This is a genomic window from Mesorhizobium sp. WSM4844, assembly GCF_055811775.1.
Map to the genome: position 1 here is coordinate 76,694 of NZ_JBVVQB010000009.1, position 15,480 is coordinate 92,173.

Annotated in this window: 12 protein-coding genes; 1 reads left to right on the top strand and 11 read right to left on the bottom strand. The window is 60.4% G+C overall.

Features of this window, described 5'->3' with window-relative positions:
* Positions 1-66 precede the first annotated feature (66 nt).
* A complete protein-coding gene (asnB, locus tag AC0L2A_RS10415) occupies positions 67-1,893 on the top strand; it encodes an asparagine synthase (glutamine-hydrolyzing) (protein ID WP_473608660.1) in 1,827 nt (608 codons plus the stop codon).
* A gap of 148 nt (positions 1,894-2,041) precedes the next feature.
* On the opposite strand, the gene AC0L2A_RS10420 is transcribed toward asnB, so the two are convergent.
* The 11 genes from AC0L2A_RS10420 to AC0L2A_RS10470 form a co-directional block, all read right to left on the bottom strand.
* Positions 2,042-3,550: an alkaline phosphatase family protein gene (locus AC0L2A_RS10420; RefSeq protein WP_473608662.1), complete on the bottom strand. Its 1,509-nt coding sequence runs from the start codon at positions 3,548-3,550 to the stop codon at positions 2,042-2,044.
* Positions 3,547-4,677: an FAD-dependent oxidoreductase gene (locus AC0L2A_RS10425; protein ID WP_473608663.1), complete on the bottom strand. Its 1,131-nt coding sequence runs from the start codon at positions 4,675-4,677 to the stop codon at positions 3,547-3,549. Before AC0L2A_RS10425 ends, AC0L2A_RS10420 begins: the two co-directional genes overlap by 4 nt.
* 129 nt (positions 4,678-4,806) lie before the next feature.
* Complete coding sequence (locus AC0L2A_RS10430) at positions 4,807-6,018, bottom strand: aminotransferase-like domain-containing protein (protein ID WP_473608665.1); 1,212 nt, start codon at positions 6,016-6,018, stop codon at positions 4,807-4,809.
* Positions 6,015-6,911 (bottom strand): amidohydrolase family protein, encoded by an 897-nt coding sequence (locus AC0L2A_RS10435; RefSeq protein ID WP_473608666.1) that lies wholly within the window; start codon positions 6,909-6,911, stop codon positions 6,015-6,017. The genes AC0L2A_RS10430 and AC0L2A_RS10435 overlap by 4 nt, the downstream gene beginning before the upstream one ends.
* Positions 6,912-6,926: 15 nt before the next feature.
* Complete coding sequence (locus AC0L2A_RS10440) at positions 6,927-7,982, bottom strand: alpha/beta hydrolase (protein ID WP_473608668.1); 1,056 nt, start codon at positions 7,980-7,982, stop codon at positions 6,927-6,929.
* Complete coding sequence (locus tag AC0L2A_RS10445; RefSeq protein WP_473608669.1) at positions 7,975-8,982, bottom strand: succinylglutamate desuccinylase/aspartoacylase family protein; 1,008 nt, start codon at positions 8,980-8,982, stop codon at positions 7,975-7,977. Before AC0L2A_RS10445 ends, AC0L2A_RS10440 begins: the two co-directional genes overlap by 8 nt.
* A gap of 323 nt (positions 8,983-9,305) precedes the next feature.
* Positions 9,306-10,955: an amidase gene (locus AC0L2A_RS10450; protein WP_473608670.1), complete on the bottom strand. Its 1,650-nt coding sequence runs from the start codon at positions 10,953-10,955 to the stop codon at positions 9,306-9,308.
* Positions 10,956-11,177: 222 nt separating this feature from the next.
* On the bottom strand, positions 11,178-12,461 hold the full coding sequence (locus tag AC0L2A_RS10455) for an extracellular solute-binding protein (protein ID WP_473608672.1): 1,284 nt from the start codon (positions 12,459-12,461) through the stop codon (positions 11,178-11,180).
* A 29-nt stretch (positions 12,462-12,490) separates the two neighbouring features.
* Positions 12,491-13,327, bottom strand: a complete 837-nt coding sequence (locus AC0L2A_RS10460) for a carbohydrate ABC transporter permease (RefSeq protein ID WP_473608673.1) — start codon at positions 13,325-13,327, stop codon at positions 12,491-12,493.
* The gene (locus tag AC0L2A_RS10465) at positions 13,324-14,184 is read right to left on the bottom strand and encodes a carbohydrate ABC transporter permease (RefSeq protein WP_473608674.1); all 861 of its coding nucleotides are present in this window, start codon (positions 14,182-14,184) and stop codon (positions 13,324-13,326) included. Before AC0L2A_RS10465 ends, AC0L2A_RS10460 begins: the two co-directional genes overlap by 4 nt.
* A 95-nt stretch (positions 14,185-14,279) precedes the next feature.
* Complete coding sequence (locus tag AC0L2A_RS10470; protein WP_473608676.1) at positions 14,280-15,452, bottom strand: ABC transporter ATP-binding protein; 1,173 nt, start codon at positions 15,450-15,452, stop codon at positions 14,280-14,282.
* Between the last annotated feature and the right edge of the window lie 28 nt (positions 15,453-15,480).

Here is a 15,480-nt window from a genome sequence, read left to right on the forward strand (position 1 = left end):
TCGCGGCCTTCGATGCCTCTGAGCCCCCGAAGTTGCGCGACAATTGCCGAACCCAAGGAGCCAAACATGTGCGGTATCTGTGGATGGATTGACTTCGATCGTGACCTAGGGGATCCCGAGGCGCGACGGGAGCTTGCCGATATGACCGCTACCATGGCCTGCCGCGGTCCGGATGACCAGGGAACTTGGATGGACGGGACCGCGGCGCTGGGACACCGCCGCCTTGCGGTCATCGATCTCGAGGGCGGTCGCCAGCCGATGACGCTCGAGGAGGACGGCCGATCTACACTGGTGCTCGTCTACAGCGGCGAGACTTACAACTATCGCGAGCTGCGTCAACGGCTCGTCGCCCTCGGCCATCGGTTCGACACGTGCAGTGACACAGAGGTGGTGCTGCACGCCCACAGGGAGTGGGGCCGACGCGACCCCAGCACCGCGGTGAGCGAACTCAACGGGATGTTCGCCTACGCACTCTGGGACACCGCCAAGCGCGAGCTACTTCTCGTACGCGACCGGCTCGGCATCAAGCCGCTTTACTACTATCCCACCCAGCATGGAGTGTTGTTCGGTTCCGAGCCAAAGGCGATCCTTGCCAATGATCTCGCAGAACGGGTTATGGACGCGGACGGGCTTCGGCGCGCCCTAAGTTTCATCGCGGACCCGAATAATACCGTGTTTCGCGGTATGCGTGAGGTACCGCCCGGCCATATCGTCCGCGTGACCCGCGACGGCATCCATCAGATGAGCTACTGGCAGCTCACCGACAGTGGCCACACCGACGACGTGCCTACCACCGTTCGGCGCGTCCGCGAGTTGCTCGAGGATACGATCCAGCGCCAGCTCATCGCAGACGTGCCGCTGGGTACGCTCTTGTCGGGCGGACTTGACTCCTCGGCTTTGACCGCCCTCGCGGCACGCTTCAGCGGCGAACGGATCCGATCCTTCGCTGTCGACTTCGTCGGATACACGGAGAACTTCACCGCCCACCCAAGGCGCACCACACCCGACGGGCCGTACGTGCAGGAGGTTGCGAAGTTCATTGCTACCGACCACGCGGACATCACATTGTCCGCGGACGAACTCATGGACCCTGACGTGCGGGCCAGCACACTCCGCGCCCGTGACCTACCGTTCACTTTGGGCGACAAAGACAGCTCGCTCTATCTGCTGTTCCGGGCAATCCGGCAACACTCGACGTTGGTTCTGTCCGGGGAGTCGGCCGACGAGATTTTCGGCGGCTACTCGTACTTCCACGATGCCGCGCGCGTTCAGGCCGACACGTTTCCCTGGTTGGACGTTGATATCCGCCGGCAGTACCTAGATCCAGGCCTTCTCGAGAAACTGGACCTCCCCGGGTACCTCGACGAGCAGTACCGCAGGGCACTTTCGGAAGTACCCGCCCTGACCGGGCCGACCTCAGCCGATCCGCACGAGCGTCGCATGCGAGAGGTCTGCTACCTCTCTCTCACGCGTTTCCTCCCGAGATTGCTCGACCGCAAGGACCGGATGAGCATGGCGTGGGGTCTCGAGGTGCGGGTTCCCTACTGCGACCACCGCCTCGTTGAGTACGTGTTCGGAGCCCCATGGTCGCACAAGACTTTCGACAGGCGCGAGAAGAGCCTCCTGCGGGCCGCGACCGCGGACCTACTGCCGCAGTCCGTGGTGCAGCGCGTCAAGAGCGGGTACCCGGCTATCCAGGATCCGAACTACGACAGAATGCTGCGCGCCCAGTTCGCCGCGCTCCTGAATGACCGCAGCGCGGCGGTGGCACCGCTGCTGTCCGTGGATGGCTCCCGCGCATTGCTCAACACAACCGACAACACCAGATGGGTGGAGCATATCTTGACCCTTCAGGATTTCCTGACCGACTACAAGGTGAGCCTAACAGTCTGAGACGGCGGAACAGTTGTGAACAGTTCGCCATTCTCGCTCCAACAGGGCACCAATCCTCCCTGCGCCTCAACTCTATTGTTGCAACTTCAATCGAGGCGTCGCCTTGATTCCGGTTTCGGGAACGGCTACTCGAGTTCTTCTAGGTCGCTCACCCTACCGCCGTGCCGCTCTCGATATAGGTGGCGCCTCCAACGTGAACACGGCGCAGAACTTGCCTGAAACTGCCTAGCCTTGCTGTGAAGGCTTCATTGCGGATGTTCGGGGCCAACTTCGATCCATGTTCCAGAACCTCGTGTAAGACGCGCCCGCTCATGCTTTCGGGCAGTGCAATCCCAAGAATGTGCAGAAGGGTCGGAGCGAAATCGCAGATGCCCGACGGGACCTTTGAAACGGACCCCTGCGCGGGAAAGGCCGAGCCGGCAACAATGCCGAGGGCGGCCAGTTCTTTCGGATGAAGACCGCCATGTACGCCCAGGCCCGTGCGGCGGTCGTTGTCATAGAACGTGCGACCTGAGAGGCCGAAGAGGTCGACGCCGTCATCTGCTCGGAAGGAAAAGGAGACGTCCGGTGCGCGGGGGTGATCAGCAAAGATCAGATGATTGCCGAGGCTGCCCGGCGTGATGCCCTCGGATTCGTTTTTCGCACGTGTGAAGATCGGCCCACACCACGGCTCGCCCGTGATCGCCGCCACGAGCCGAGCAATCTGTTCCTTGCTCGGATCGGAAAGATAGAGCGCGCCGACCTGTCCCGGAACGACCACTACATCGACATCCGGCGCAGGTGCTGTTCCCGGTTTGAATCCCCCTCCTTGCAGGCTGTCGATCACAGAAACACGGGTATGACCAGTGATGTGACCATGGTCCGAGATCGCAATGATCTGCACGCCTTCAGCGCGTCCCTCCGCTTCCCACCAGTCGAGCACACGGCCAAACTGTCGGTCGCAATGGGCGATGACGCCGCGTGTCGGCGAGGCGCCCGTGCCGTGAAAATGCGAGGTGATGTCTGGCTCGCCGTAGGAGAGGATTGTGACATCCGGCCGATGTTTCGGCCAGACCACCTGGAGAAACGCGGAGGTGATCCAGTCCTGCCCGGCCGTATCAGGTTCGACTTTCGGCGGCTCCGCCGGCAGAGGACCGACGCCGGCTTCGGCTTCCGCCAATACTTCGTCTGGCGTGCAGGCCTCGCGGAAATGACCCGAGAGGCGGACGTGCCCGAAATCCTCCGCCTTATGGTGGAAGAAGCGCGTCGTGCCTGGCGTGTTGGTCGCGAGCACGGCAAGACTGCGTCCGGCCGATGCGAGGATTTCGCCAACTGTCGGCGCCGACATCAAGCGGCCACCGCTTTCCAGGTCGAGGCTGCGCAGGAGCACCGCGTCGGCCGTGTCGATATAGCGCGGTGGCGAGACCGAGCGGTCGACATATTTGTTGCCCACCATGCCGTGCCGACCGGTTGTCGCGCCAGTCACTAGGCTCGGGAAGGCCGAACGGGTCTCGCTGGGATAGACCGTGCGATGATTTGACAACGTCACGCCCAAGGACTGCAAGCGGTAGAGGTTCGGCGTTAGTTGGGGCGAGACGAGCTCGGGACGCAAACCGTCAAAACTTACGATCAGGAACCTGTAAGCTGAAGTATTCATTAGGGACTTCCCGTCACTCAAGCTTGACGGCCGAAGCGCCTTGGATCGAACAAGCTGACACCTCTTCTTGTCCGTCCATCCAGGGCAAGATCAGCCAGAATTTCCGCAAGCACCGGAACAAACTTGAAGCCGTGGCTCCCAAACCCGGCCGCAACGATGACGTTATCGGATTCTGGATGAGGCCCGATGATGAAGTTGTCATCCTGCGCCTTGCCCGAAAAGCATGCCGCAACACGAGCAGCGCTTCTGCCTCGGATAGAGGGAACGAGTTCTGCCATGAAGTCGACGAGGGCCTCCACCTCTCCAGGGAACGCAGCCCTCTCCAGTTGACCGGGGTCGGACGGAGTTCCAGCAGTGAAAGCCATTTTAATTGCATCCTGACCTTCAAGGATCGGGAACGCGTAGGCTGTCCTCCCCTGGGCGTTCTCGAGCACCCAACGCGGGTGGTGGGCTGGCCGAAAAAGCCGCAGCGTCAATTTCCGGCTCGACCCAGACCTGGAACAGACGTTCGGCCTTAATCGGAAACGCGTTGCCGAATAGGCTTTCGGACCAGGCGCCACCGGCGATGATAAGTTTGTCGGCCTGAAAAGTCTTCTCACCAGTGGAGACTTCGACGCCCTGCGACGTGCACCTCCATGAAACCACCGGTTTATTAAGTGAAGCTTGGCACCATCCCGAATGGCCATTTCGACGTGGGTTGCAACAGTCTTTTCCGGCGGCATGATCGACTGGCTGCACTCGAAGAATGCCGCCGTTCCAGCGGGAGGATACATCGTCGGCCAACGGCGCGTTACTTCTGAAGGTTCCAGAATCTCAAAGTGGATTTCATATTTGGTCGCAGTGGCAATCGACCGTGTCAGCGTTCGGCTATCGGATGGCGCAACAACCAACCCGCCGATCTCGCGCAGGAGCTCGGCACCGGTGTCCTGCTCCAACCGGCGCCGTAGCACGAGGGGTGCATACTGCTCTTTCCGTACATGAGCCTTACGAATTGCGCGCGTGTCACCATGGCTTGAGCCTTGGTTGTGCGCGCGCCAATATTGCTCGAAACCAATCACTTCGCAGCCGCGATGTGCTAAAACTGCCGCGGCGGCACTGTCCATGGCTCCCAGTCCGAGAACCGCGACTTTCATCCGACTCAAGGTCATCTCCAATTGTCAGCTTTGAATTTTGATGATGATTGACGCTTCGGTCGACGCTGGCAGTCGCATCTGCCGACAACCGTCGTGGACTCCCGCTCTTCAACGACGGCGGGCCGGCAATCCGCACCCCTGCGCCTAGTTTCGAACGTTCGGATATGGCGCAGGCGACGAAGCCTGCGCCGCCGAACCGGGCCTGGCGAAATCCCGTGCGAGCCTCGCCGCCCTTGCTCCACGTGCGGACTGCAGCAGTTCTCCGATCACCGTCATGGCCGCTTTCAGGTCATTGCGGCTATCCGGGCTGCCGATCACCAGGCGAACACGGTTTGGAGAATGTTGGGGGTCCGTTGCGAACAGCCTGCCGGGCCTGATGATCACATTCCTGGAGGCGCACTCAGCGACCAGTTCATCCTGATCGATGATCCCTTCAAGATTGACCCAAAGAAAGAGCGCATCATCCCGCGTCTGAAACGGAACATCACCGAGACACTCCACCGCGATTTTTTGTCTGGCGATGGCCTCTTCGCGCACACCTGACACCATTTTGGCCATCGCACCATTCGCAAGCCAAAGGTTCAGCAGTTCCACCGAAAGCGACGCCGGGTACCAGGAAGACATGCCGTAGAAACGATCCCATGTCTTTCGCGCTGTCTTGTCATCAGGCGCTACGAGGTAACCCACTCGCACGCCTGCCCCGACGCATTTGGCGAAGCTTGTGATGTGCCAGGTGATTTCCGGAGCCAATGCCCCGAAGGGCACCGGAACACCCTGCGGAAGAAGACCGTAGACATCGTCCTCGATAATTCCGACCCCGTATTTGCGCGCGATCCGGGCGATCTCCTCCCGACGCTGCCGCGACATGACGATGGTCGTCGGATTGTGAACAGTGGGCATCAGAAACAGCGCCTTGGGTTTGAACTCACGGCACGCACGCTCGAACGCCTCCGGTTCGGCGCCGTCATCATCCATGGCAATGAATTCGGTACGAATACCCTGAAGATGCGCCTGCTTTCGGAAGCCGTGGTAGCTCAGCGGCTCCATGAGGACCGTGTCGCCCGGTCCCGCAATGGAGGCCAACGCAAGAACCATGGCATTCTGAGCGCCATTGGTAAGGATGATGCGTTTCGGATCCACGGAAGTTTCGAAGCGAGCGGCCAGCCACTTTGCCGCTGTCCACTTGTCCTCTTCCGTGCCGGAAAACCGGTGCATCCTCAAAACGTTGTCAACCTGCGGCAATTCGCTGAGCGCCTGCAGCCCTTCTTGGACCGCAGCTTTCAAATATGCCGAAGCGGGCGGAGTCGAGCGCTCGAGACTAATCGGCGTGGGTGGGATGCAATCTGCGTTGGTCATGTTGCTCTTCCATTTTCTTGAGATTGGGTTGGTGTTGGGAGCTCATCGGCAGGCGTGAAGCCGTACAGTTTCTCTGGCGATTTCACGAAAATCTGCCGACGCATGGCCTCATCGGTTGCAATGCTCAGAAGCCAATTCAAAGTCAGTACATATGTGCTTCGCCGGTCGAGCCCTGGACCGACATGCGGCCAGTCTGATCCCCAAACTGCGCGATCTGGCCCAACGCAATCGAGAATGCGTTCGCAGGCACGATCCGCGTGAGCCTTCTGATAGGCATACGCGGCGGACAGCTTTATCCAGACGCGCCGCGTCTGCGCGGCTTCCATGACTGCATCGAATACGGGATCGTTATCGGGACCCAGCTCGCGATCGAACATGCCAAGATGGGCCAGGACCGCCTGTCCGTCATGCTCAAGGACCATGTGAATGGCCTGTACGAGCGCGCGACCTGTCAGGTTAAGCTCGACATGCACATTGCTCTGCGCGGCGGCCACGACAAGATCCGAATACGCAGACCAGTCGGGAACGCAGTCGGAGTATTTCAGGGGGAAACGCAATCCGGCGATGCCCTTCGCCGCGAGCTTGGCGATTGAGGCAGGAGGTTCGGACTGCGCCAGCCAGGCCACTCCCCGGAGATCGCCAGGGCGTGCCTCAAGCGCGCTCATTATCAGGCTGTTGTCGAAGCCGAGAAAGCTGGGCTGAGTGAGTACGTATCGCCGAACGCCGAGCGGTGCGCTGAGCTCTTCGACATCCGCCAACGTTGCGGGCTCTTCCGGATGCGGAAAACGGGGGGCTGATTCATCGCGGCTCGATCCAAAGATATGGACATGACAATCGCTTACCCCTTGCCCTGCCAATGCAAGACCGCGCGAAAAGGCTTCAAGATCATGCATCGTTGCCCCTCCACTTCATTGGCCACGGGGGGCTGAAGCGATTTCGCGGAAAAAGGCCACCGTGTCCGACAAGGCGCGGCGCGCCGCAGGGATGTTCCGGGCAAACATCGCGTAGCCATGAGCAAGGCCTTCATAATGACGCACAGTCAGAGACGTTGCCGTTGCAGCGAGTCTGCCTGCCAGCAAGAAAGAGTCGTCACGAAGGACATCGAATTCCGCAACGCCGATAAAGGTTGGCGGCAGGCCGGACAGATCCGCATGGAGCGGAGAAATCAGCGGGTCACGAGAGGTATTTCCGGCCGGCACATACCATTCGAAATATTGCTTCATCCTGGCACAGGAGAGGCCAAACTGACCGGGACCGAACTCTTTGTAGCTATCGGTCTCCAGGTTGTCCCCAAAAGCCCCAAACAGCAGCCCAAGCCCGATCGGCATGAACTCACGGTGATCGCGTCTTGCCAGTGCCCCTGTGAGAGACAGATTTCCGCCGGCGGAGGTGCCCGTCAGGAAAATGCGATGTCCGTCAAATCCGAGCTCATCGCCATGCTCTGCGCACCAGTCCATCGCAGCACGGATATCGTTGATCGCGGCAGGGAATGGAGCTTCCGGCGCAAGACTGTAGGCAAGTGAGACGACGGCAAGACTGGTCTTTGCCGCAAATGTGTGGCATGGCCAGTCCCCTGTCGAAATCGTTCCCCTTGCCCATCCGCCGCCATGCAAGAACAGAATGACCGCATCTGACTTCACATTGTGAGGCCGGTAGATGCGGATCTCTCGATCTCCCCCCAGAATGGGGATCCTCCGGTCCTCAATATTCGCGACGGCCGGTGCTCCATCGGACCAATATGGAGCCAAACGATCCTGCTGCCGGCGGTTCTCTATCAGCGTATCGGGAACCCCACCGTCACCCTCTTGAAGTTCTTTGTGCTTCTTGATCGCCGCTAACATGTCTGGGTCGATCGTCGTCATGTTCTTTCTTCCTTCGGTATCGCATTGATCGCCTGCGCCATCGGACCGCTGCAGACGAGGCGGCGTGAGAACGTCGTTTGCAGCATTCGCGCGATCATTCATCGTCCAGCGCGGCTCCGATCACATACAGGCAGTCGCCGATCTTGGTGCGTGCGGGGCTGCGCTTGCACAAGACTGTTCCGCTGCTTGTAAAAACGACGGGATGGGGCTTGCGCCACGGCGTCTCGGTGAAATGGATAGCTCCGGCCGGCGCACCAGCTTGCACCGTCTCGCCTAGTCCGACATAAGCTTCAAAGACGCCTGTCGCCTCGGCAAAGACGAAATCCCGCATCGGTTGGCGAACGAAAAAGCGCGTTTTCGGCGGCGCCTCCTCGTCCACGTCGGACAGCACGCCGACATGGTGCAAGAGCCGGGGCAACCCTCGTTCGGCGGCGCGGTATGCCTCAATGGAAAAGGCCCCGGCACCACCAAGCTCTGTCGACATGTGACCGATCCCCAGTCGCCGACACGACCCGAGGAGACGTTTTCCCCCACCGATGAGTCCTTCGACGAGGATCGAATTGGGCATGGCGAAGGCCTTGAGGAAGCCGATCGCCTCGGCACGCAACTCAGGGTCGGCCGGTGCAGCGAGATGCGCCATTGGCATGAATTCCGAGGCGTAGCCGCCTGAATGAAAATCGAAGCAATAGCGGACCTGCGGCAGCAGAACGCTGTCAATGTAATGTGCGATCATCTGGGTCGGCGTGCCGTCCGGGTCGCCCGGAAACAGCCTATTAAGATTGCCGTCGTCGACAGGAGAAAGCCGCGTACCGGCTGCCACGGCTGGCGAATTCACGCCAGGCAAGACGATGAGCCTTCCCCGAATCTTGTCGACCGAAAGGTTCTGCACGAGTTTCATCAAGAGGACCTGGCCCTCGTATTCGTCACCGTGGTTACCGGCCATCAAAAGAACGCTTGGTCCCTCTCCATTCTTGAAAACGACGATCGGCACAGGGATCCAGCCGTGGCCGGTGTCGTTGCCCGAATAAGGTACTCGGATATACCCTTGGGAGCGGCCTTCGCGCTCCAGATCGATGTCTGTCCAGACGCTGGTGGAATTCATCGTTGTTTCCTCTCGTTCGCTAAGGAATGCCTGCCGGTCCGAGAGGATTGGCCCGTCGCCGCGGGCGAACTTTCTCTCTTGCGTGTCGGCTTCAATACTGAGGGCCTCATCGAAAATTTCCCATCAGCCTATGTCTCGTTCAGGCGAGCTTTGGCACACTGCCACACAGTTCTTCATGCTCTCACAGACGGGTCACACCAGCGTCCGGATGGGCCACCCTTCACCCTGAGCTAACCTCCGCCGGATCGTCGGCCACGCCACCGATCCGGGAACTGAACACGTCGACGCAAAGTGGAAAACTCACGAATTTCCGCCCCGTCCGGCTAGGCCGGCGGTGGCCTAAACCCGCCGAACTCTCGTTCGACAAGCGCAGCGAAACCGATCGTTGTGCGGTCTTCTAGAAAGCCACCCATGATTTGCATACCGATCGGCAGACCGTTGCTCTCCGCGATGGGCATGGTCGTTGAGGGTAGCCCAATCATATTGGCGATACCGGCCCAGGCATGTAAATCACAGCGGTAGCGCCTTGACGTGTCGTTGATTTCTATTTTGCGGGAAAGCACCGGCGAATGGTCATGCTTGAAGGTCTGGACGGAGGATGGCGGACACAATACCACGTCGACATCCTCGAACAGGGCCTGCCATCGGGCTCGCAGGTCATCTCGAAGCTGGCATAGCGCCGCCCACTCGGCGTGGCTCATCAGGTAACCGCGTAACATGCAGGCGACCAGACTGTGATCGTGCGGGGCCAATTCCCGCACCTGCCGCTCAATTTCGGTACGTTCTTCTGGCAGCAGCTTCGCGCTTCGCTTGGCGAAACTGAGCTTCTCGAATACTTGGGATGTGAGTGCCAGATCCGGAAGTTTCGGGCTATGGCGCAGAATGATGCAACCGGTCTTGGAAAGTCGGTCGCCAATGTCATTCAATGCCGTGCGAATGCTATCGGAGGTAGGGCATAACGGATGCTGGTCGATGACAAGCACGCGGAAATCAGCGAGCTGCGCATGACGTGCCGGCGGCAGCGAAAGATTATAACCAACGCCATCCGACAGTTCGTCAGGTCCGGCGATGATTGACAAAGCCAATTCCAGATCGATTGCGCCACGCGCCATTGGGCCGATCGCGGCCCCCTCGTCGCGGCGCGGAACGATGGGCGCATCCGGAGGGCTCAAGCCACGCAGAGGCACGAGGTTGAGTGACGCCTTGTGTGAGAATACTCCGCAAAAATGCGCTGGCGTCCGCAATGACCCGCCACCGTCCCACCCAAGATCCAGCGGGACGTAACCGGCAGCGAGTGCCGCAGCCCCTCCGCCGGACGACCCGCCTGGAGTAAATGCTGGGTTCCAGGGGTTGTTGGTCGTTCCATAGTTGTCATTGTAGCTTTGCCAGTCTCCGTTCTGGTCCGGCACGTTGGTTTTGCCAAGGAGAACCGCCCCGGCAGCCTTCAACCGCTGAACCGCGAGAGCATCAATGTTCGATCGCCATTCCTGATAGGCCGGATTTCCCCAAGTCGTCGGCAGCCCCGCAACGTGGAAGTGCTCTTTGACCGTTATCGGAATGCCGAGCAGCGGAGCGCGCTCTCCCCGGTCGAGTTTGGCATCCGCCAAGCGTGCGGCGTAGCGAGCCCGGTCGAAATCGCGCACCACGACGGCGTTGATCTTCTCATCGACTGCTTCGATGTGGGCGATGGCATTCTCGACCAGTTCTAGGGATGAAATTTTGCGGGCCACCAGCGCGGCAGCAAGGTCCGTGGCCGTCCGGTATTCGACGGGAGCAGGGTCAGGGCTTTCGTGCAGTACGCCCGCGCCAGATCTGCACGATCCCGCGTCTCCTGTTTGTTCGGGGAAGAGATGATTGAGCGTGTCCGAGGGTGTCACAACAAATCCTGTTTCTATGGTCTTGTTCGCTGAACATGTCGGGGCGGCTCTCAGGCCGCCGCGGTCGACCGATTGTCCCGACGCCTCTGAACGCATTTGGGCGGCGCCGGGTCGGCCCGATCTCAGCGCGGCTGAGCAACACGGATATGGCCGGCCTGACACGATCTTTGCCGGTCGGGCACGACGTCACTACCGACAATGCATGGCGCAGGCGGGTAGCTCTCTCACGTAAAAACGAGTCCTGTATAAGGGTGCGTCGCCAAAGCGGCGGCCACGCCATCATTCCAATCGCCATTGGTGTTGATGGCCTGGCGAGCCTCAGCGCGGGAGAAGGGCCGTCACGTCCCGTGACATGGCAGCCAGTGCCTCTGCCGGTTCGACCCTGAGCCTGACGACGGACTGCAAATGGTCCTCCATGACCTTGGTGATCTTGCTGCCATTCTGTCCAGGAAAGGCGTACCACCCGTCGAGAATGGACAACTGATTGACAACCGGCGCCATGTTTGATCTTTCGGCATAATATCCGCCGAGTAGGGCAGCGTCGGTCGCGACAAGGCTGTTTGCCACCATGTAGCTGGACTTGTCGGCAATTATCGTCTGCCCCTCTGCACTGGCGGCAAATTTCAGGAACTCCCAGGCTGTTTTCTGGCGCGCCGGATCCTTGGCAAAGACCACACCGAGCGCACCGCCTGCCGGCAGGCGCGCATCCGGCGAAAGAAGGGGAAAAGCGCGGGTGACGATGTCAAAGCGTCCGCCAGCTTGCCGTTCGAAGATGCCAAGGTTGGAGCTTGAATCGACCAGGATGCCAAGCTTTCCCGAGGAGAAAAGTTGCCGGACCTGATCGCGCGGCATGTCTACTGTGGATTGCCCGATCTCGCCGAAGGACTTCAAAACCTCCAAGGCCTTCAGCCCCTCAGGCCCGTCGAAACCCACTTTCCCTTCATCGGCAGTCATCATTCGTGCACCCTGGCTCTCGATCAGGGCCGTCCACATCCAACCCCCGCCGGTATAATTCAGATAACCGCCTAGAGTGCTGGTCCTCGGATCATGGATCCTTGCCGCGAGATCAAGAATGCCTTCCCATGTGGTAGGAAGTGCGACTGCGTCCACATTGGCCTTCTTCACCAGATCGAGATTGTAGAAAACTATGGGCGTGGATACCGAGAGCCCTAGCCCGTACACCTTATCGCCAAACCGTCCGATCGAAGCCACGGACGGCGACAACGTACTGGTTGGCAATTTTGCTTCCTCTGCCAGGTAGTCGTTGAGAGGGACGGCAAGGCCGCGGTCCACAAAGAGACGAATTTTATTGTTTCCCTGGATGGAAAGATCAGGCAACTGGCCGGTCAGCACGTCACGAAGTGTGTCATCCACGAGGGCGTCGTAATCACGCTGGGTCGTGTCAAGATTGACCAAAATGTTGGGATGCTGGGCTTCGAAAGCCTCCGCGATTGATTTGTACATATCGGCGACAGTCGAGGGCGCTGCGGTGACGCGCAATTCAATCCGCTCCTCGGCTAGCAGTGGGCTGCGATTGAGGAAGAACGCTGCGCCGATCGCGCCCGCCCCAATAAGTGCGTCTCGTCGCGTGATAGGGGACATGGTGAAGCTCCGTTCGACGTTTGGTTGGCTTACTTAACTGCTCCGCCTGTGAGCCCCTCAACGAACCAGCGCTGGGCGGACAGGAAGGCGATGATGAGTGGGAGCACGACGAGGGTTGATGCCGCCATGAGGGGGCCGAAGTCGTTGCCAGCCTCCTCGTTTTTGAAGGCCATGATGCCAAGCGGCGGCGGCATCAGGTTCTGATCACGCATCGCGATCAGCGGCCAGAACAGGCTGTTCCAGTGGCCGACCACCGAGAAGATCCCGAAGGCGATGATCGCCGGCAGCGCCATCGGCACCATGATCCTCCAGACGATCGCCAGTTCCGACAGACCGTCGAGGCGAGCGGCGTAGATGAGGTCGTCGGGAATGGTCTTGAAGAACTGCCGGAACAGGAAGATGCCGAAGGGCGAGACGACGTACGGAAAGATCAGCGCCGCATAAGTGTTGAGAATGCCGATTTGATAGCCCAGGACGAACAGCGGCAGGGACAGAACCTCATGCGGCAGGATCAGCGCGATCAGGACCATTGCGAACAGCAGGTTGCGGCCCGGGAAGTCGAGCTTGGCCAGTGCATAGGCGGCTGGCGCGCAGACGACTATCTGCAGCGCCAGGATCATCGCACAGACGATAACGCCGTTGAGCATGTAGCGCGGCAGCGGCGAGTTCGTCAGCGCCTTGGTGTAGTTCTCGATCCCGTAGAACTGCTCCGGCCAAAAGCTGAAGGAGGCCCGGAAGATCTCGCCCGGGGGCTTGATCGAGAGCGAGACCATCCAGACGAAGGGGATGAGGATCAACGCGCCGGTGATCAGCAGCGCGGCATGGCGCAAGATGGCTGACGGGAATGCAAGGCGATGGGCGCTCATAGGTAGTGAACCCTCTTGTCCATGACGCGGGCCTGAATCAGCGTCAGCGCGACAACGATGAAGAGGAAGACGACGGCCACCGAGGCGCCATAGCCGGCGCGCAGATATTCGAAGCTCTCGCGGTAGAGCGTGAAGAGCAGCATCTCGGAGGCGTGCCCCGGCCCGCCCTGGGTCAGGATCTGCACGGTGTCGAAGGTCTCGAACGCCTTGAGCGCCACGACGATGAAGACGAACATGAAGACCGGCCCGAGCATCGGCAGGGTAACGGTGCGCAGCCGGTCGAGCCAAAGGTCGGCGCCGTCAATGTCGGCCGCGTCATAGAGGTCCTGGGGGATAGACTTCAGCCCCGCCAGGAAGAGCACCATGGCGAAGCCGAGGTTCTGCCAGATGCCGATGACCGCAAGCACTGGTAGGACCGTATTGTCATCGCGCAGCCAGTTGGCCGTTGGAAGTCCGAGGCAAGCAAGCGTCTGGTTGACGAGGCCGATGGTCGGGTGAAGCAGCGCCTCCCAGGCAATCGCCATGGCGGTCAGCGTCGCCATGTAGGGCAGGAAATGGATGGCACGGTAGAAGGCCCGGTACGACTTGCCGCTTTCGATCAGGAGCGCGATCGCAAGACCGAAGACGATCGTTCCGGGCACGACGATCGCGACGTAGACGATCGTGTTGACCAGCGAGGTACGGAACCCCTCGTCAGCGAAGACTTCTTCGAAGTTTCCAAGGCCGACAAAGGAAAGCGAGCTTGCCCCGAACTGCCAGTTGGTGAGCGCGATGGTAAAGACGGCGAAGACCGGCAGGAAGAACAGGACTATGAGTAGCAGAAGTGCCGGACCAGCGAGCGACCAAGCGGCGAGCATCTCAGTGATCCGGTGACGGCGCAGCGCCTTTTGGGAAGCGCGGCGATCAGCTAAGGATGTGACCGCATCCGCTGTACATGAAGAGGCAATGCTCATTACGCGCGCTCCTTCATCCGCAGCACGGTCGCGCTCGTCTGGCCATGAGGACGCAGGCGCTGTCCGTGGACGCCAAAGAGCAGCAGCCGTTCCGGTTTCACGCCAAGATGCAGCGTCTGGCCGGAACTGATCTGCGGCGCACGCTCGGCAAGCAGGCGTGCGATGACGGGATGGTCCGCCCCCAGAACGTCGAGATGCACATAAAGGTCGGAGCCCATGTGCTCAACCATCCGGACAGCACCGGTCAGGACGTTATGTCCGCCCGCCTCGACGAGGTGGAAGGCCTCGGGCCGGATCCCGAGAGCGAGGCTGGTCCCCGGCGCGATATCGGCAGTAACGGAGAAGCTCGTGGCTGCCGTCTCGGCCAGCCCGCCATCGCGCGCTCGTGCCTCGAGCATGTTGATCTTCGGCGAGCCGATGAACTCGGCGACACGCCGATCATCGGGATCGGCATAGATCTCCTGAGGCGCGGCCACCTGCAGCAATTCGCCATCCAGCATGACCGCGACCCGGTCGGACATGGTCATGGCTTCGGACTGGTCGTGGGTCACATAGACGAAGGTGACGCCAAGTCGGTCGTGCAGTTCCTTGATCTCGGCGCGCATCTGCACTCGAAGCTTCGCGTCAAGATTGGAGAGCGGCTCATCCATTAGGAAGACGGCTGGCTGGCGTACCATGGCGCGGCCGACGGCGACCCGCTGCCGCTGGCCACCGGAAAGCTGGCCCGGCTTGCGCGCCAGAAGGTGCCCGATCCCGAGCGCCTTGGCGGTGCGCATCACGTCCTTTTCGATTTCCGCGACCATGGCCTTGGTACCCGGCAGGATACGCCCGACCATCGGCAGGCGCTGACAAGCCGACAGCCGACGCATCCGGAGCGGTACGGCCATGTTCTCTTGCACCGTCATATGCGGGTAGAGCGCATAAGACTGGAACACCATCGCCACGTCGCGCCGCTTCGGCTGCACGCCGTCGACCACGCGCTCGCCGATCGCGATCGAGCCGCCAGTCTGCACCTCGAGCCCGGCGAGGATTCGCAGCAGCGTCGATTTCCCGCAACCCGAAGGGCCAAGAAGCGTCAGGAACTCGCCGTCAGCGATCTGCAGCGACACGTCACACAGCACAGGCGTGACGCCGAATGATTTTTCTATTTTTTCGATGGTGATGGCCGCCATGGTGCTTTACCTCTTTCAGCCGAGCGCG